Source organism: Paenibacillus sonchi (genome assembly GCF_016772475.1).
Classification (GTDB): domain Bacteria; phylum Bacillota; class Bacilli; order Paenibacillales; family Paenibacillaceae; genus Paenibacillus_AQ; species Paenibacillus_AQ sonchi.
In genome coordinates this window covers 965,904-984,317 of the sequence record NZ_CP068595.1, presented here as the reverse complement: position 1 = coordinate 984,317, position 18,414 = coordinate 965,904, and the positions used below count along the sequence as shown (strand labels likewise).

The 18,414-nt window shown below is 53.5% G+C and carries 10 protein-coding genes, 2 pseudogenes and 1 riboswitch; of the genes and pseudogenes, 9 read left to right on the top strand and 3 right to left on the bottom strand.

Annotated elements, in window-relative coordinates; all coding sequences use genetic code 11:
• The first annotated feature begins 69 nt into the window (after window positions 1-69).
• The 6 genes and pseudogenes from JI735_RS04495 to JI735_RS04470 all read left to right on the top strand — a co-directional run bounded on the left by JI735_RS04495 (window position 70) and on the right by JI735_RS04470 (window position 10,391).
• Window positions 70-1,782, top strand: a complete 1,713-nt coding sequence (locus tag JI735_RS04495) for a cache domain-containing sensor histidine kinase (protein WP_325175575.1) — start codon at window positions 70-72, stop codon at window positions 1,780-1,782.
• Complete coding sequence (locus JI735_RS04490; RefSeq protein WP_202677106.1) at window positions 1,779-3,419, top strand: response regulator transcription factor; 1,641 nt, start codon at window positions 1,779-1,781, stop codon at window positions 3,417-3,419. The genes JI735_RS04495 and JI735_RS04490 overlap by 4 nt, the downstream gene beginning before the upstream one ends.
• A 610-nt stretch (window positions 3,420-4,029) precedes the next feature.
• A complete protein-coding gene (locus tag JI735_RS04485) occupies window positions 4,030-5,010 on the top strand; it encodes an ABC transporter permease (protein ID WP_039838434.1) in 981 nt (326 codons plus the stop codon).
• Between the two features lie 65 nt (window positions 5,011-5,075).
• Window positions 5,076-5,980 (top strand): annotated as a pseudogene (locus JI735_RS04480) (carbohydrate ABC transporter permease).
• A 149-nt stretch (window positions 5,981-6,129) separates the two neighbouring features.
• Window positions 6,130-7,866 (top strand): ABC transporter substrate-binding protein, encoded by a 1,737-nt coding sequence (locus tag JI735_RS04475; RefSeq protein WP_083886910.1) that lies wholly within the window; start codon window positions 6,130-6,132, stop codon window positions 7,864-7,866.
• A 140-nt stretch (window positions 7,867-8,006) separates the two neighbouring features.
• Window positions 8,007-10,391, top strand: a complete 2,385-nt coding sequence (locus tag JI735_RS04470; protein ID WP_202677104.1) for a glycoside hydrolase family 95 protein — start codon at window positions 8,007-8,009, stop codon at window positions 10,389-10,391.
• Window positions 10,392-10,464: 73 nt separating this feature from the next.
• Here JI735_RS04470 and JI735_RS35300 read toward each other — a convergent pair whose 3' ends face one another.
• Window positions 10,465-10,611 (bottom strand): hypothetical protein, encoded by a 147-nt coding sequence (locus tag JI735_RS35300; protein WP_233476246.1) that lies wholly within the window; start codon window positions 10,609-10,611, stop codon window positions 10,465-10,467.
• Between the two features lie 54 nt (window positions 10,612-10,665).
• Between JI735_RS35300 and JI735_RS04465 the strand changes: the two genes are divergently transcribed.
• A complete protein-coding gene (locus tag JI735_RS04465) occupies window positions 10,666-11,772 on the top strand; it encodes a transglutaminase domain-containing protein (RefSeq protein ID WP_202677612.1) in 1,107 nt (368 codons plus the stop codon).
• Window positions 11,773-12,322: 550 nt separating this feature from the next.
• On the opposite strand, the gene JI735_RS04460 is transcribed toward JI735_RS04465, so the two are convergent.
• Both JI735_RS04460 and JI735_RS04455 read right to left on the bottom strand, forming a co-directional pair.
• Window positions 12,323-13,816: an amino acid permease gene (locus tag JI735_RS04460; RefSeq protein WP_051052212.1), complete on the bottom strand. Its 1,494-nt coding sequence runs from the start codon at window positions 13,814-13,816 to the stop codon at window positions 12,323-12,325.
• Window positions 13,817-13,952: 136 nt separating this feature from the next.
• Window positions 13,953-14,167: riboswitch (Lysine riboswitch) on the bottom strand.
• A 100-nt stretch (window positions 14,168-14,267) separates the two neighbouring features.
• On the bottom strand, window positions 14,268-15,401 hold the full coding sequence (locus tag JI735_RS04455; protein ID WP_202677103.1) for a virulence factor: 1,134 nt from the start codon (window positions 15,399-15,401) through the stop codon (window positions 14,268-14,270).
• A gap of 243 nt (window positions 15,402-15,644) precedes the next feature.
• Between JI735_RS04455 and JI735_RS04450 the strand changes: the two genes are divergently transcribed.
• Window positions 15,645-16,634, top strand: a complete 990-nt coding sequence (locus JI735_RS04450) for an MBL fold metallo-hydrolase (RefSeq protein ID WP_039838428.1) — start codon at window positions 15,645-15,647, stop codon at window positions 16,632-16,634.
• A gap of 119 nt (window positions 16,635-16,753) precedes the next feature.
• Window positions 16,754-18,378 (top strand): annotated as a pseudogene (locus JI735_RS04445) (ABC-F family ATP-binding cassette domain-containing protein).
• Window positions 18,379-18,414 lie beyond the last annotated feature (36 nt).

Here is an 18,414-nt window from a genome sequence, read left to right as displayed (position 1 = left end):
GTTTCACTGGTTCGTCAAGTTGATGAATGATATAAAAATCCGTAATAAGCTGCTGCTTGCCTTTTTGGGGTGACCTTGCTGCCCGTGCTGCTGGTAGGGGGGTATCTGACTTTTGAGATGAGGACGATGGCCTTTGACAATGCCCTGGAGCAAGCCTCCACTAACGTAGACCGGGTCCGCAAAAGAACGGAAGAGGTTATTGGTGTCTCCCAGGATATTTCCTACCGGTTGAACAACGATACCCGGCTGAAACGATTGGCCGTCCGAAAATATGAGAGTATTTATGAAGTGGTGAAGGCTTACCAGGACTATACAGATGTGCGGGAATACCTACGGCTGTATTCGGAGATCAGCAATATTCGTCTATATACGGACAACTCCTCACTGCTTAATAACTGGGAGCTGATTAACCCTTCACCGGCCATTAAAGAGAGCGAGTGGTATCAGCGCGCACAGCGGTATGAGGGGTTGGTAGGCTGGGAATATATTGAAGACGAGCGGGATCACCACAAATATTTAAGTCTTGTCCGCAAAATAGAGCTGGAGGGGTCCAGCAAAACCGGAGTGCTGGTCATCAATGTCAACAGCAATAAGCTGACGTCCATTTTGAACCAGGAATCATTTGATACCATGATTGTGGATGACCAGAACAATATTATTGCCTCGAACCGGAAAGAACGGGAAGGCAAGACATTGGCCGATATCTCGTTTGATACCAAACTGCTGGGGCGGGGGAGCGGCAGCTATGAGGCAGTAGTGGACGGGGAGCCATCCCAAATTGTGATTGATGAGCTGAGTCCGCAGGCCAGCCGCAACGCCCTAAGGGTCGTCTCAGTCTTTTCCATTGACAGCATTGTCAAAGAACCCAACCGGATTATCCGGCTGGCGCTTTCGGTCATCGCCATCAGCGTAGTATTGGCTTTCCTGCTGATTTTTAGCTTTTCTTCGCTCTTCTCCCGACGTCTGCTGCATCTCAGCAAGCATATCAACCGGGTGGGCACAGGGGATTTTGACACCTCGCTGCAAATTGACGGCAAGGATGAGATTGCGCTGCTCGCGCGGCAGTTCAATTCCATGGTGCGCAGTATCCATGACCTGATGCTTGAAGTGCAGGTATCTAATGAGCAGAACAGCCTGCTGCAGCAGAAGCAGAATGATATCCGCTTCAAAATGCTGGCGAGCCAGATCAACCCCCATTTTTTATTCAATGCGCTGGAGTCGATCCGCATGGAAGCCCATATGAAAAACCAGCAGGAAATTGCCAGGGTTGTCCGTCTTCTCGGCCAAATGATGCGAAGCAGCCTTGAAGTCGGGCGCAGCAAGGTTACACTGAAGCAGGAGCTGGATATGGTCAGATGTTACCTGGAGATTCAGCAATTCCGCTATGAAGAGCGGTTAAAATATCATTTTATCGTAGATCCGGCCATAGAATCTCTCTCCATGCCGCCGCTGATCATTCAGCCGCTTGTGGAGAATGCGGTCATTCATGGCTTGGACAACACCCTGGAAGGGGCGGTGGTGACGGTGGAGATCCGGTATGAGCAGGATCATGCCGTATTTACGATTACAGATAACGGAGTAGGAATCACACGGGACAGGCTGGAGCAGATACGGATTACGCTGGAGACTCAGGAGGAGCAGGAAGGGGCAAGGATTGGTCTGCGCAATGTGCATGACCGCTTAAAACTGTCCTATGGTGAGAAGTACGGACTGACGATCGAGAGCCATCCGAGCGAAGGCACCAGGATCTCCTTCCGCATCCCAATGGAGGTTGCAAAATGATGATTAAAGTGCTGATTGTGGATGATGAGCCCAAGCTGCGTGAAGGCCTGAGAGCTTTGATTCCATGGGAACAGTTGGGATTTACGGTAGTGGCCACGGCGGCTAATGGCTTGCAGGCCCTTGAAAAATACCATATCCATGATCCCGAGCTGATTGTGGTGGATATCCGCATGCCGGGAATGGACGGGCTGGAGCTGATCGGTGAGCTTCGGAACGAAGGCTCGACAAGCCATGTGCTGATCTTAAGCGGGCATGCCGATTTTGATTATGCGAAGCGGGCGATTGGCTACCGGATCGACGGGTATTTGCTGAAACCGGTGGATGAGGAGGAGATGATCTCCCTCCTGAAGGAGCTGCGGGAAACCATTGACAGGGAAGACCGCTTTAGCCGCTGGAACGAAGAGGAGCCCACCCGCAACCGGGAGGGTCTGCTGCGTGCATTGCTGCAGCCGCCGGCAGAAGAGTCCGGGGCGGACGATCCGGGCAAGCAGGCCGCTGCGCTTGGCCTAACGCCCGGCCGTGTGGAGGTGGTTCTGATAGAGCTGCTTGCGCCTGCCCATGCCAACGAAGAGGAAGAACGGAAGATCATTGCTGCTGTGGAGCAGCATTTCGCCGGCAGCGGAGACCGGCTGTTTTTTACGCTGCCGCCGTATATCGGCCTGCTGCTGAAGGAGCCGCTGCAGGATGGGATGCGCCGGGAGCACCTGATTGATGAGCTCGCCGGGCTGATCTGCCCATGCGGGTTCAACTTCACCGCTGCTGCGGGAGGGGCGGTTCCCCGGCCGGAAGAAGCAGCGGAATCGTTCAATGCGGCGCGTGCCTTGTTGCGGCGGGCCTTCTTTTATCGCAAAGGGAGGATGCTTACTGCAGATCCATCAGAGATGTTGTTCCCTGGTTCCGGGGAAGCGGATACAGAGCAGGTGACGGATGCGGAGAGCCGTCTGCTGCTGGCCGTCGAAACCGGAAGCCGGGCGGCCATTGAGCCGCTGGTACAGGCGATCAGCGCCGGACTGATCGCCGCAGGCGGAGAGGAGCAGCAGATCAAAGACACCTTCGTGCGCATTCTCAGCACGGTATTAGCCAGGCTGGAGCCGGTATACCCGGAGATCCGCAATAATACAGCCAAGCACTTTCCGCCGATTGGAGAGCTGTACCAGAGCCACTATCTTGAGGATCTTCAGGAGCAGTCCGTAGCCTTTCTGGCTGAGATCGCAGGGCAGATGACCAGCGGCGTCAAGGGGAACGAGATCAAGAAAATTACGGAGCTGATCCAGCGCAGGTATAACGAGAACCTGAAGCTGGAGACGTTATCCGAGTTGTTCAGTTATAACAGTGCCTATCTGGGCAAGATGTTCAAGAATACCACCGGCGAGTATTTCAACACTTACCTGGATAAGGTGCGGATTGAGAAAGCCAAAGAGTTTTTAGCCCAGGGGATGAAGGTATATGAAGTGGCCGAGAAGGTTGGCTACATGAACTCTGATTATTTCAACGCCAAGTTCCGTAAATATGTCGGGACCTCCCCAGTTCCTTCCGCAAAAATAACTGAGTGCGTTTGCACTGGAAAAAAGCGGTCCGGCTATTTCAGCCGGGCTGCTTTTTTGAGAGATTTATATGTTTTGTTGTTGGAGTGTTGAAGGCCGAGTTCTGAGGGATTCGTCGGTTTATATAAGTTGAACTTGAAAAATTCATAAAAAGGGTAGAAGTGCGGAGGGGAAGTTTGGAACTGGAAGAGCGGTAGCGTCCGCCTTTGTCACCGGATTTCAACCGCAAAAGGCGGTTCCAATCAAGAAATTTGGGGACAACAGCGGCTGGAAGTCCAAACATTACCCGTAGTTACGATTGTACCCCACAATGTAAAAATAAAGTTCAACTTATATAGATATCCTAATTCCAACTAACACTTGTTTACCGGCTTCTACGCAGGTGCTAGTTGGAATAAGGGAACTTATTTTTCCGGAAATTAAAAAATCCTGAGCTTTAAGTGGAAAAAGTAAACTTAATTGGGCCACTTTTCTTGTCCAATGGCGAAATGAGCTGAATTAGTGTCCCTTTTTCCACTTCATCTGCCCGAGGATAGGGTACTCCGGCAAATTAGGTAACCTTTTTCCACTTAAAGAGTTACCGTAGGGTTCACGGGGGGCGTTCTCAAATCTCTAATTTCTATCTGATTTTAGATCAAATTTATAGGGTACTGCAATCGCTTACAGCGTTCTAGAATAATAGACATAGAGAGGAGGGGGCTTTATGAAAGCGGACACAGCAACTGCTCCAATCCCGCCGGATTCCCGAATGCGCAACAAAAAGCCTGCTTCAGGAGGACGGTTTTGGAGAAACTTTAAGAATCAGAAGTATTTATGGATGATGTCGATCCCGTTTGTAATCTGGGCATTCGTCTTCAGCTATCTGCCGTTATGGGGCTGGACGATGGCGTTCCAGAAGTACAAGCCCGCACGCGGCTTTTTTGAACAAGAATGGGTGGGCTTTGACCACTTTAGGACGCTGTTCAGCGATTCGCAATTCCTTCTGGCGCTGCGCAATACGCTGGCGATGAGCGGAATGGGCCTGGTCGCAGGCTTTATTTTCCCGATAACGTTTGCCATTTTGCTTAATGAGGTCCGCCTCGGCATTTTCAAACGGTTTGCTCAGACCGTCTCGTATCTGCCCCACTTTGTATCATGGGTGGTTGCGGCTGGTATTGTAACCAAAATGCTGTCCAGTGAAAATGGTCTTGTAAACGATATCTTGTTAGGAATAGGATTTATAGACTCGCCTATCCAGTTTATGGCCCAGGGCCATCTCTTCTGGGGAATCGTTACCTTATCGGATGTGTGGAAAGAAACCGGATGGAACGCGATCATTTATCTTGCGGCTATTTCGGGTATCGGACCTGAGCTCTACGAAGCGTCCCGGGTGGACGGTGCCAGCAGGCTCCGCCAGGTATGGCATATTACACTGCCGGGTATCCGCCCGACCATTATCGTTCTGCTGATCATGTCGATTGGGAACTTGCTTAATATCGGCTTTGAGAAGCAATTCTTACTTCAGAACAACCTCGTTACCGATTATTCGCAGGTGCTCGATCTGTACTCTCTGAAATACGGGCTGGGCATGGCGAGATATTCCTACGGTACCGCGATCAATATATTCAACTCTGTGATCAGTGTAATTCTGCTGTTTACGATTAATGGAATCTTCAAACGCACAACCAAAGAGAGCCTTCTGTAATTAGACAAGGTCCCTTTAACCAATCGTGGCAGCAAATTGCCTTTTCGTGAAAGGAGAATATTATTGTGGGAAATACAGCTCTTACAGGAAAGTCGTGGGCAGACCGGATTTTTGACTTCATCGTGTATCTCGTGGTACTAATCGTGATTGTAGTCACGATATACCCTTTTCTAAATGTGCTTGCGATCTCGCTGAATGATTCAGTGGACAGTGTACGCGGCGGCATCACAATCTATCCCGGGAATTTACCTGGGACAATTATTTGAAGATTTTCACCTTCTCGGGGCTGGTCACAGGGTTCAAGATATCCGCTTTACGGACCGTAGCCGGAACCCTGCTCGGGTTGATCAGCGCCTCAATGCTGGCATTCACCGTCAGCCGTCCGGACTTTCAAGGCCGCAAGTTCGTTTCGACATTTCTGGCGATGACCATGTATATATCCGGAGGTATGATCCCGGTTTACATGCTGGTCAAGGATCTGGGCATGATGAACTCTTTTGCAGTCTACATTGTTCCTGGTCTGGTTAGTGCCTTCAATGTGTTCGTCATCCGCTCCTTTATCGACGGCTTGCCTTATGCGCTGCAGGAATCCGCGAAGCTGGACGGGGCTAATGATTTCACGATCTACTTGCGTGTCATTTTGCCGCTTTTGAAGCCGGCGCTGGCGACCATCTCATTGTTCCTGGCCGTGGGCCAATGGAATGCCTGGTTTGATACGTATCTGTATAACGGGTCCAGCCCTCATCTGACCACGCTGCAGTATGAACTGATGAAGGTTCTGCAGACCACAACCAGTGGCAATAACGGTGATTACCGCTCCAATATTGCTTCAATGGCCTCCAACCAGGTCTCGCCGGAGTCGCTCAAAATGGCGATTACGATTGTTGTGACTGTGCCCATCCTGATGGTCTATCCGTTTATTCAGAAATATTTCGTCAAAGGCATGACGCTTGGAGCCGTGAAGAGCTAGTTACAGCTTCAGTTGCAGGGGAGCAGGTCTCCTCTGTCATTTACTCCGGGATGTATCCGTTTTCTTGCAGCAAGCCGCACTTGGACAAGGTATTAACAGGCATTTACCTGTGATACGATAGATTAACAATTTTAAGGAGGGTTTCATTCATGGCAAGGAATAGACAAATAAAAGCCAAAGCATCGGCGATTACGCTCACTTCTGTTATGCTGCTCGGTTTGCTCGCCGGCTGCGGCGGTAATAACGGGAATAACGCAGCCGGAAATGCCGCAGATACGGGAAACAACGCTAACAAGGCTGAGGATACTTCTCCGCTGACCATGACTTACTTCAGTGCAGACCCTAACCCGAACTGGACAGGAATGCAGGATGAAGTGGGTAAAGTTCTTACCGAAAAAACGGGTGTAACCCTAGAAGCGGAATTTGCAGTGGGTGACCCCCAACAAAAAGTAGCCCTGATTGCTGCCAGCGGTGAATATCCGGATCTGATCAGTGCCAAGACCGACATCAACAAGCTCGTAGATGCAGGCGCAATGCTGGATCTGACGGACCTGATTGATAAATATGCTCCCAACATCAAAAAAGTGCTTGGCGAAGAAGGCCTGAAACGTTCACGTTACAGTGATGACGACCATGCGATTTATGCTATTCCTACCTACGCAGGTGTGGATAACAAATATTTTGATGCGGGCGGCGGATTCGAGCTTCAGCACCGTGCCGTCAAAGAAGCCGGTTATCCGGAAATCAAGACCGTTCAGGATTATGAAAACGTCATCAAGGCTTATCTTGAAAAACATCCTACCGATGAGAACGGCAACAAAAACATCGGTATGACTCTAAATGCAGATGACTGGTACATGTACATTACAGTGACCAACCCGGCATTCATTACTACAGGTTCACCTGATGATGGAGAGTATGCGATTGATATTGACACGCAAGAAGTGACCTATCACTTCCGCCGTCCGGCCGAGAAAGAATATTTCCGCTGGCTCAACCATATGAACGATATCGGTTTGCTTGATCCGGAGAGCTTTGTTCAGAAGTATGATCAGTACAAAGCCAAGATTGCTACAGGCCGTGTCATTGGTCTGATAGACCAAGACTGGGGTTATGGAGACGGAGAAAAAGCACTGAAAGCCGAAGGCAAGCTGGATCAGGGATATGCACACTTCCCTGTGACTTTGTCTGAGGAGTATAAGGAGACTTCCTTCTGGCCTACAGGCTTCATGGCCGGCAACGGAATCGGGATCAGCGTAGATGCTAAAGATCCGGTGCGCGCTATTAAATTCCTGGACTACCTGGCTTCCGATGAAGGCCAAGTGCTGGTCAACTGGGGGATCGAAGGCAAGCACTACAACGTCGTTGACGGCAAACGCGTCATTCCTGAAGATGTAAATAACCGTAAATATAATGACACCACCAATTTCCAGAAAGAAACCGGACTGGGGAATGTCGGCTCCAACTACGCACTGCTTAGCGCTCACTATGGCGACGGCGTATTGGACCCGACCGGCAGCTACTATACAACCCGTTTCCCTGAGCAAGTCATAGCAGGCTACAATAAAGTAGAGAAAGAAACACTGGCGGCCTACAAAGCCAACACCTGGAAAGATTTGTTCCCAAGCGAAGATGAATTCAAGGTTAAGCCTTGGGGTGCTGCCTGGAATATCACTATCCCTGGCGACAGCGAAATTGTTGTGCTTGATAACAAGCTGAAGGATATTACCTGGAAACGGATTCCAGAAGCTATCCTGTCCAAACCGGCAGATTTTGATAAAGTTTGGGATGCCTACATGGGAGAGCTTGATAAAGCCGGTGTAACGAAGGCAGAAGATTTACGTGAAGAGCTGGTTAAAAAACGTGTGAAACTGTGGAATGAATAATTAGTCGTTACTCCTTCAGAAAAGCATGAAGACGGCGGGAAGCCCTAAAGTAAGTGCGGGCTTCCCGCCGATTGCTGTTTACCCTGTAACATCAGGAAAATGTCGTTTATCACTGAGTCCTAACGAGACAGACAGGAGGCATGTACGTGGGAGAGAGCAGAGATACCGGCCGGCATAAACTGTGGTACAACAGGCCGGCCGCCGTATGGGAAGAGGCGCTGCCGGTGGGCAACGGCCGGCTTGGGGGGATAATCTTCGGCGGAGTGGAGGAGGAGCTGATCCAGTTAAATGAGGATACTCTGTGGTCGGGCTTCCCGCGCGATACAACCAATTATGAAGCCTTGCGCCATTTGGCTCCGGCCAAGCAGCTGGTAGCGGAGGGGAAATACAAGGAAGCGGAAGCGCTGATTGATGCCAAAATGCTCGGCAGCCGTACGGAATCCTACCAACCGCTTGGGGACTTGAGGATCAGGTTCGACCTCGCAGGTCCAGTAGAGGATTACCGCAGAGAGCTTGATTTGGAGCAGGCATTGGCTGCCGTCTCCTATACCGCCGGAGGCGTTAAGATCGTTCGTGAAGTACTCGCCAGCAGACCCGATGAGCTTATAGCGATCCATATCCGTGCGGAGGGCATGGGAGAACTGAACGTATTGCCGGATTTCACCGCGGAGCTGAGTTCGCCTCATCCTTCCCGTTTCCGGATGACTCCGGACGGAACACTGATTATGAACGGACGCGCTCCGTCACATGTGGCCGATAATTATGCGGGTGACCATCCGCGCTCCGTCTTGTATGAAGAAGGCCTGGGCATAAGTTATGCGGCGGCCTTGGAGATCCGTACGGATGGCGGCGCTTGTACGGCTGAGAACGGAAGTCTGTCGGTTTCAGGTGCGAACGCGGTTACCATCCGGCTGGCGGCGGCAACCGATTATGCCGGGTATGACAGGATGCCGGGAAGGGGCGGCACAGTGCCTTCAGAGCTGTGCCTCAAGCAGCTGGCTTCGGCCTCCCAAGCATATGCAGAGCTAAGGCTGCTCCATATCCGGGATCACCAAACCTTGTTCCGGCGTGTGAGTCTTGAACTTGCTCCTGCTTCTTCCCTGGCGGAGCTGCCAACCGATGACCGGCTGGCACACTACCGCGAAGGGCAAGCAGATCCGGCCCTGGAAGTGCTGCTGTTCCAATATGGCCGCTACCTGATGATCGCAGGCTCCCGGCCCGGCACGCAGGCTCTGAATCTTCAAGGGATCTGGAACCCGCATGTTCAGCCGCCATGGAACAGCAACTATACCACGAACATTAATGCAGAAATGAATTATTGGCCAGCCGAGCCGTGCGGATTAGGTGAATGCCATGAACCATTAATGGATTTAATTACAGAGCTTAGCCTGGCCGGGAGACGCACCGCAAATATTCATTATGGAGCGCGCGGTTGGAGCGTTCATCACAATACCGACCTCTGGCGGATGACGACCCCCTCCGATGGACTGTCCATGTGGGCTTTCTGGCCGATGGGCGGCGTGTGGCTTTCCCGGCACCTGTGGGAACGCTATGCCTTCCGCCCCGACAGGGCGTTTCTGCAAGACACTGCATTTCCTGTGCTCAAAGGAGCAGCTTTGTTCTGTCAGGACTTTCTGGTAGAGCTGCCGGATGGCCGGCTGACTACGGGCTTGTCCACCTCACCGGAGAATGTCTTTCTTACTGGCGAAGGGGAGCCTTGCAGTGTGTCTGCCGGATCAGCTATGGATATGTCGCTGATTGCCGAATTGTTCTCCCACTGTATTCAGGCTGCGGAAATTCTGGATACGGAGCCTGAATTCCGCAGGGAATTAACCGCTAAGCGGGCGCGTCTTGCGCATCCCGGGATCGCTCCGGACGGGCGGATACGGGAATGGAACAGGGATTTTGCCGAGAAGGAGCCGGGACACCGTCATGTCTCCCATCTGTACGGCCTGTATCCGGGCAATGTGATCAGCCCTGACAAAACGCCGGAGCTGGCGGCTGCAGCGGCCTTGTCGCTGGAGACGCGTCTCGAATCCGGCGGCGGACATACCGGCTGGAGCGCCTCCTGGCTGCTTAATCTGTATGCCCGGCTGCAGGATGGCGAAAAGGCCTACCGCTGTGTGCGGCGGATTCTGGAGGCAGCCACGCTGCCGAATCTGTTTGGCAATCACCCGCCATTCCAGATCGACGGCAACTTCGGCGTTGCGGCAGGGATCGCCGAAATGCTGCTCCAGAGCCACCAGAACGGGCTGAAGCTGCTGCCGGCGCTTCCCGGGAGCTGGAGCGGGGGACGGGTCAGCGGACTTCGGGCGCGCGGCGGTTTTATCGTTGATATGGAGTGGAGCGGCGGCCAGCTGGTCCGGGCAGTGCTTGTGTCTACGCATGGCTATCCGTGCAGCGTGTCCGGCAGCCTGCCCCTAACGCTGCAGAAACCGGATGGGACGCTTTCGGATGCGGGTGCTGTTTTTGAGACCATTGCCGGAGAAACTTATATTCTGATCCCGCAGCATAAAAAAAATTAAACACAGCGCATCAAGGCGGTTTCCGCAGCAGAGAGTTACTCTATGCGGAAACCGCCTTTTTTGCCTGCCGGACTTATTCACCAGGCCTGCTGGACCGATAATAATAACCAGGAGAGCGCAGCCGGTCCTTCTGATCTTCCTGAAATATTATAGTCGTGTAATGCCGTATTTCCGCATTTAATAAAATAGAGTACACACGCGGAACTTCATCCATATCCATTGCAGCAGAGAAAGCAGGGGCATATATGAAAAAAGATATACATTGGTCAAGGCCATGCTTGGAGGAATGCTGGTGTGCGCCGCTCTGCCGCCTGCCCTGTACTGGGGCTGGGATCATGCCTACGCCGCCAGCACTTCAGCGGTGCTGCAATCGGGGGCGGAGATGGCCCAGAAGCTGACTGCAGCCATGAATAACCGCAGAGAGAACATTACGTTCGTATACGAAGGCAAGACAACCAACCTGAAATCCGAGGTGCAGAAGGCGATTGACCAGGCGATGGGCAGCGATCCTTACCTCTATTATATTATCGACAGCTACGCTTTTTCGTATCGCGGAAGCAGCCGGTCGGCCAAAGTAATAGTGCAGGTGGCGTACCGGGAGACGCTGCAGCAGACGGCTCTGGTGAACAAGCAGGTGAAAACCATTTTACAGCAGATCATTACCCCTGGAATGAACCAGCACCAGAAGGTGAAGGTGATCCATGACTGGGTGGTGCTGCATTTGCAATATGATAACACATACCGCAAATATACCGCCTATGAAGGATTGCAGACCGGCAGCGCTGTTTGCCAGGGGTATTCGCTTCTGACCTACAAATTGCTCCTGGGCGCAGGCATCCCGAATAAAATTGTGGAGGGTACGGCAAAACCGGAGGGAGGCGTCGCCCAGTCACATGCCTGGAATCTGGTGCAATTGGACGGACGCTGGTACCATTTGGACACAACCTGGGATGATCCAACCCCCAGCCCGGAGGGTGGAGTCAGTACGGTCTACTACATGAGGACGGACGCCCAGATGCGCCGTGACCACAGCTGGACCAAATCCTACCCGGCAGCGTCTGTCGGCTATGCCCAGACCCTGTCCGAACTGGTCAGCCGCGGCGGGCAGAGCGTGCCGGTATACCAGGAGCTTCAAAAGAAGCTCGATTACCGGCTGTACGAGGAGGATGAGGTGATTACTTCTGCGGCAGAGCTGAATACGCTCGTGCGTGAGGCGGTTGCCTCCGGCAAGCAATCCCTGTTATTCCGTTACCGGGGCAGTGAAAAACTGCTCAAAATAGATCTGCAGGGGCTCTACAGCTTAGGCCTGGAGAACTTGGCCTACACCAGCTCCCCCTTTGACAACACCGGGGATTTGAAGGTTTATGTGACCTGGAAGTAGGCACCGGGCTCGTTTTTTGGCTGTATGCCGCTTGGTGTGCGCCTTCCGGCCGGACGTTTCCCGCTATGTGCGTTTTGCTGATCGTCTCCCGGCCGGACGTTCCCGTTATGTGCCTAGCTGCTGATCGTCTCCCCGCTCCGGCTGTCTTCCGGACACAGAAGCCCTTATTTATAGGAAAACACGGATTTTTCGGCGCTCCCGGACTACAGAGCCCTTATTTCCTTGTTTTCGGGGAGATTGCAGCCTTTTTCACCTCAATAACGGATTGTGTGTCCGGATCACCTTGTATATTGCCCGTTTGCAGAGAATAGCGGAACGTGAGTCCGCATAGATACGCTTAGCCGATGGGGCTGAAAGGAGGGGCTGCTGCCAATGGGAGTACGATACTGATCATCAAAAAGGGATGCATCTGGAGCGGGTTGGCTCCAAATGCATCCCCTTTTTTACTGATTTAAGAAAATATGGCACGATCCCTCGTATGTTCTGTCTCAACCACTACTCATGCGGACGGAGAGAGCTTCTGGCCCCGGCTTCGGCTCTGAGAAGCGGATTACTCCGGATGGGTGCTTAGGTCACATTGATCCAGCGGGACAATGCGGCTCTTGCGGAACCAGCGGTAGCCGAACCAGATCAGCAGGAACAACGGCAGACTAATATAGGAGACAAGGATACCGTACCAGTCGATGCTTCCCCCGGTGAAAGCGCCGAGGTTCTGGCCAAAAACAGCAATGAGGCATAAGACCAGTGCGAAGAGCGGGCCGAAAGGGAACCATCTGGCCCGGTAAGGCAGTTCCTCCAGCGAATGTCCCTGCTTCACAAAAGCGCGGCGGAAACGGTAATGGCATACGGCGATGCCCAGCCAGTTAATGAAGCCGCACATTCCGGATGCATTAAGCAGCCAGTTATAGACCGCCCCGTCGCCAAAGAATGAGGCCAGAAAAGCCAGCATGCCGACTGCAGTGGTAACCAGCAGCGCACCTACAGGCACTCCGCGGCGGTTGAGCCTGCCGAGGGCACGCGGGGCCATGCCGTCCTTGGCCATCGCATACAGGACGCGGGTGGAAGCATACATGCCCGAGTTCCCGGCTGACAGCACTGAACTCAGGATGACTGCGTTCATGACAGATGCAGCAATCGCAAGTCCTGCTTTATTGAAGACAATCGTGAACGGACTGACGCCGATATCATCAATTCCGCTGCGGAGCAGATCGGGGTTGGTGTAAGGGATCAGCAGCCCGATGACAAGTATGGCGAAGATATAGAAGATTAGAATGCGCCAGAACACCCGGCGGATGGCCAGCGGCACATTCCGGCGCGGATTTTCACTCTCACCTGCGGCGACCCCGACAAGTTCAGTCCCCTGGAACGAGAAACCCGCAGCCATGAAGACGCCGACGAAGGCAAAAAATCCGCCGTGGAAAGAGCTGCCGCCAAGCTGGAAGTTGCCGAAACCAACCGCCTTGCCGCCCAAAATACCGAAGATCATCAACACCCCTACCGTCAGAAAGACGATAACGGTAATGATTTTGATAATGGCAAACCAGTATTCCGATTCCCCATAGCCGCGTGCAGACAGAAAGTTGAGTCCGAACATCAGCAGCAGAAACAGAAGGCTCCAGAGGATGGAAGGGCTATCCGGGAACCAGTACTTAATAATGACAGTGGCAGCGGATAGCTCTGCAGCGATAGTGACCGCCCAGTTGTACCAGAAGTTCCAGCCGATGGCGAAGCCGAAGGCGGGGCTGACAAACCGCGTGCCGTAAGTGCTGAAAGAGCCGGAGTCCGGCAAGTAAGTTGCCAGCTCACCCAGGCTGGTCATCAGAAAATACACCATAATGCCGACAGCAGTGTAAGCCAGCAGCGCGCCTCCCGGACCCGAAGAGGCGATCGCGCCGCCGCTGGCGAGGAACAGTCCGGTTCCGATGGAGCCGCCGAGCGCGATCATGGTTAAATGTCTGGCCTTGAAGGTTTTGCGCAGCCCCGGCGCGGATGCATTGCTGCTCTGCCCCGGTTGGTGCGCCTGATTGTTGTTCCTGACTTGCATAAATAGGACACTCCCTCTAAATTATAATGTTTCTGTTCAAGGGCTCTAACCAAGAAGCATATCCATTCGCAAGCGTAAAAAAAACCGCAGACAGATTCTGCGGTTTCCTGTATTTACAGCTCCGCACCATACTCCCTGTTCAGATAGCGCAACACAGTGCCTGGCCGCAGTTTCCTGACGGGCCATGCCCTGTGACAGTTCCGTACCTTTCGGCAACGGCCCCAGCCGGCGCAGCATAATAAGAGCAGCGGCGCAGACTTCGGCGGATATTCCTTTCGGCGGCGTTTCACAGACGGCTCTTATAGCGTCTCCACGCGCGTACTCTTTATATCCGCAACCTCTACCTCATCTTAGGTATGATGAGGCTATCTTTATAATGATATGAACACAACAGGGATTAGTATAATGCAACTTGCCTGGGCAAGCAATGACAAATTACGGCAGGTAAGCGTTAGGTTCTCCGGCGCTCCGACATCTGCTGCCATACGGTACCGGCAGCCTCTTCACCGGAGGCGATGCGCTCCAGCGCCATTCTGGCCTGCAGACCCACCTCGAATTCCGGATCGTCCACAGCCAGGCTTAAGGCCTCCTGAGCCTCGGCCGTGCCGACCTCATAGAGGAAGCGCGCTGCCCGCCAACGGACCAGCTTGCTCTTGTCCGTGAGCGACGCCGTCATCACCGGCGTCGCTGCGGGATCGCCGATGTCGGACAGCGTGTCTCCGGCCGTGCGCCGCACGGCCGGGGCGCTGTCTGCCATCGCCTCATAGAGCAGCTCCATCGCCTCGGGCGTGCGGATGTCGCCCAGGTACACGACCGCCAGCCTGCGGATATGCAGCTTGGGGTCGTGCAGCGCCGCGCGCAGCTCCGGCAGGAGCTCTGCTGTCGGCGCAAGGTCCTCCAGCGCGGCGTAGCGCACGCGCCAGTCCTCGTCCTTCAGGTCTCGCAGCAGCTCGGCCTGATCCTTCTTCTGCCGCTGCTCGACGAACTCGCCGCCGGCCCCGTGCGCGATGGCCTGCTGCACGAGGGAGTCGAGGCGTTCCTGCGGATACGCCGCTTCCAGCTCCTGCTCGACCTCGCGCGCGATGGCCTCGGGCTCGCCGTACCGCACGCCGTAATCGGTGAGCTTGCGCTCTTTGATCAGTACGGCGCTGGCGACATCCGTTACCGCCTTTGTGAACCGGGCGGAGAGGGCGATGCGCTCCTCACTCGCGCCGGTTTTGACGCGGATCTGGATCGGGATGCCGCGGAACATCTGCACGAATACCTGTGATTCTCCAAAGTGTGCACCGGCATTCTCATCCTCCAGGTTGAAGTCTGCACTTAGGCCCTCCGCGCCGAACCGGGTCTGGACCTCGCGGAGAATGGCGGCCCAGTCAGCGCTGCCTTTGCGCTCCAGTGCAGCGAAATCGGCAGCGTGATAAATGCTGGTGACGCCCGGAATCGTGAGCATTTCCCGCGCCCAGGAAGGGGCGGAACGCTGGCTTTCCGGTGTATAGGTACGGCGGACTCCGGGCTCCAGAGTCTCATCCAGATGAAGCTTCATCGTATTGGGACTTGGAGTCGGTTCTATAAATGTGATCTTCATACGTTAGGCTCCCCCTTTGATCGGCATAATTGACCGTAGATGCTTTACCCGCATTTTACCTCATTTCGGGCACCCAACACAAAAGGCAGACCGCATATGTCCGCTTAAGCCTGGTACGAAATGGTTAAACTTTTAATTAAATAAGGATATGCGCTCAGCGCACGCTTTTGCAAAACGAGCCGTGGAATCCTATAATTCACAAAAAGAGATATATTCCGGCAGCTTGTTAAGGAGAGATACGGAATGGCCAGAGTACGCTACAATAACATCGACAATGTCAGTACGGATAAAACGCTTAAGCAGCTCCGCCAATGGCGCGAGGAACGGCGGATGAAGAAAAAGGATTACTCCTATAAAGTACCCAATCTTCCTCCAAAGCTGGACTATCTGGCGGAGAACCGTCTGGATACGACCATTACCTGGATCGGGCATTCCACTTTTTTGCTTCAATATGAAGGGGTAAATATTATAACTGATCCTGTATGGGCCCGGCGGCTCGGGTTGGAGAAACGCATTACCCCGCCCGGCATTCCGCTCAGCGGGATTCCGCCCGTGGATCTGATTCTGATCTCCCATTCCCATTACGATCATCTGCATCTCGCTTCTATCCGTAAGCTGTACAAGGCGGGAACTACGCTTGTGGTGCCGGTGGGGCTGAAACGCAAGATGGTGCGCAAAGGGTTTGTGAACTGCCTGGAAATGCAGTGGTGGGAGGAAATAAAGGTAGGCGCGGTGAAGCTGACCTTTGTCCCGACGCAGCACTGGACACGGCGGACGCCGTTTGATACCAATACCTCCCACTGGGGCGGCTTTGTGCTGGAGCCTGCTGAACCCCGCAAGCATCCCCAGGGGGACGGGGGCGCGCACAGGTTGCCGCCCAATCTGTATTTTGCCGGGGACAGCGGCTTCTTCCCGGGGTTCAAGGAGATTGGCAGGCGCTTCAAGCTGCATGTGGCGCTGATGCCGATCGGGGCCTATGAGCCGGAATGGTTCATGAGCTCACAGCATGTGACCCCTGAGGAGGCCATCCAGGCCTTTTTGGATGTTGGCGCGGAGCTGATGATTCCGATGCATTTCGGAACCTTCCGTCTGGCCGATGACACCGCACGTGAGGCGCTGGACCGGATGGAGCAGGCGCGGCTGGCACAGGGGATTGCCGGGGAGAGGATACGCACCCTGGCCTACGGGGAAACGCTGATTGTGCATCCCGAGGAACGCATGCCTGGCCTATAGGATCACCTGCATCCACTTTTAGGGCAAAACTACACTTTATAGGGTGATCTGCGGGCCTTTTCTCTTATATTTATGCTATAATGAGCCGGAACCCTAAGTGAAAAGGATGGTAATGCTTAATGATCAGTACAAGCGGCGTAACACTCCGCTACGGAAAACGCGCACTATTTGAGGATGTAAACATAAAATTCACACCCGGCAACTGCTACGGCCTGATCGGGGCCAACGGTGCCGGCAAATCCACGTTCCTGAAAATTCTGTCCGGAGAGATTGAAGCCAATACCGGTGAAGTGCACATGACTCCTGGTGAGCGGCTGGCAGTTCTGAAGCAGAACCATTTCGAGTATGATGAATACCCGGTGCTGGAAACGGTAATCATGGGGCATACCCGCCTGTATGACATTATGAAAGAGAAGGATGCGCTCTATGCCAAAAGCGATTTCTCCGAAGCCGACGGCCTGCGCGCCGGTGAGCTTGAAGGGGAATTCGCCGAGCTGAACGGCTGGGACGCCGAGCCGGATGCGGCGGCAATGCTGATCGGCCTTGGCATTATGCGCGAGATGCATGACAAAAAGATGGCCGAACTCAGCGGCAATGAGAAGGTTCGCGTCCTGCTGGCCCAGGCTCTGTTCGGGCGTCCGAACAACCTGCTGCTCGATGAGCCTACCAACCATTTGGATCTGGAATCCATCGGCTGGCTGGAGAACTTCCTCATGGATTATGAGGGCACTGTTATTGTTGTATCCCATGACCGCCACTTCCTGAACAAGGTATGTACCCATATTGCGGACATTGACTTCGGCAAAATCCAGATGTATGTCGGCAACTACGACTTCTGGTACGAGTCCAGCCAGCTTGCACAGGCGCTGCAGCGTGACGCGAACAAGAAGAAGGAAGACAAGATCAAGGAGCTGCAGGCGTTTATCCAGCGCTTCTCGGCCAATGCTTCCAAGTCCAAGCAGGCAACCTCCCGCAAGAAGCAGCTGGAAAAGATTACGCTGGACGATATCCGTCCATCGAACCGGAAATATCCGTTCCTCAACTTCAAGCCTGAGCGTGAGGCCGGCAAGCAGCTGCTTACGATCAGCGGCCTGACCAAAACAGTTGAAGGCGAAAAAATGCTGGATGAATTCAGCATTGTGGTCAATAAAGGCGACAAAATCGCTTTTGTCGGTCCGAATTCCCAGCCGAAATCCCTGCTGTTCGACATCATCATGGGGGAGAAGGAAGCCGACGCCGGAGAGTATACCTGGGGGTTACAACCACCCAGGCTTATTTCCCTAAGGACAACTCCAGTTACTTTGACGGGGTGAATCTGAACCTGGTGGAATGGCTGCGCCAATATTCCAAGGATCAGGACGAAACCTTCCTGCGCGGATTCCTGGGCCGGATGCTCTTTGCCGGTGAGGAAGCGCTGAAGAAGGCCAGTGTGCTGTCCGGGGGCGAGAAGGTCCGCTGTATGCTGGCCAAGATGATGCTGAACGGGGCGAATGTACTCGTATTTGATGAACCTACCAACCACTTGGATCTGGAGTCGATCACTGCGCTGAACAACGGGCTGATTGATTTTGACGGTACAATCCTGTTCACTTCCCATGACCATCAGTTCATCCAGACGATTGCCAACCGTATCATTGAAATTACACCGGCAGGGGTTATCGACCGCACCATGACCTATGATGAATATCTGGAGAATCCGGAAATCAAGGAAATGCGTGCCCGTATGTATCCTGTAGAGGTGTAAGAACTATATATGAAGCCTTGAACACTAATCAGGTTC

What these genes read in the sequence shown, in the direction of transcription:
- JI735_RS04450 (WP_039838428.1), top strand. Translation starts at nt 15,645, where the DNA reads ATGGCCAGAGTACGCTACAATAACATCGACAATGTCAGTACGGATAAA.
- JI735_RS04485 (WP_039838434.1), top strand. Translation starts at nt 4,030, where the DNA reads ATGAAAGCGGACACAGCAACTGCTCCAATCCCGCCGGATTCCCGAATG.
- JI735_RS04475 (WP_083886910.1), top strand. Translation starts at nt 6,130, where the DNA reads ATGGCAAGGAATAGACAAATAAAAGCCAAAGCATCGGCGATTACGCTC.
- JI735_RS35300 (WP_233476246.1), bottom strand. Translation starts at nt 10,611, where the DNA reads ATGGATATGGATGAAGTTCCGCGTGTGTACTCTATTTTATTAAATGCG.
- JI735_RS04465 (WP_202677612.1), top strand. Translation starts at nt 10,666, where the DNA reads ATGCTTGGAGGAATGCTGGTGTGCGCCGCTCTGCCGCCTGCCCTGTAC.
- JI735_RS04455 (WP_202677103.1), bottom strand. Translation starts at nt 15,401, where the DNA reads ATGAAGATCACATTTATAGAACCGACTCCAAGTCCCAATACGATGAAG.
- JI735_RS04460 (WP_051052212.1), bottom strand. Translation starts at nt 13,816, where the DNA reads ATGCAAGTCAGGAACAACAATCAGGCGCACCAACCGGGGCAGAGCAGC.
- JI735_RS04490 (WP_202677106.1), top strand. Translation starts at nt 1,779, where the DNA reads ATGATGATTAAAGTGCTGATTGTGGATGATGAGCCCAAGCTGCGTGAA.
- JI735_RS04470 (WP_202677104.1), top strand. Translation starts at nt 8,007, where the DNA reads ATGTACGTGGGAGAGAGCAGAGATACCGGCCGGCATAAACTGTGGTAC.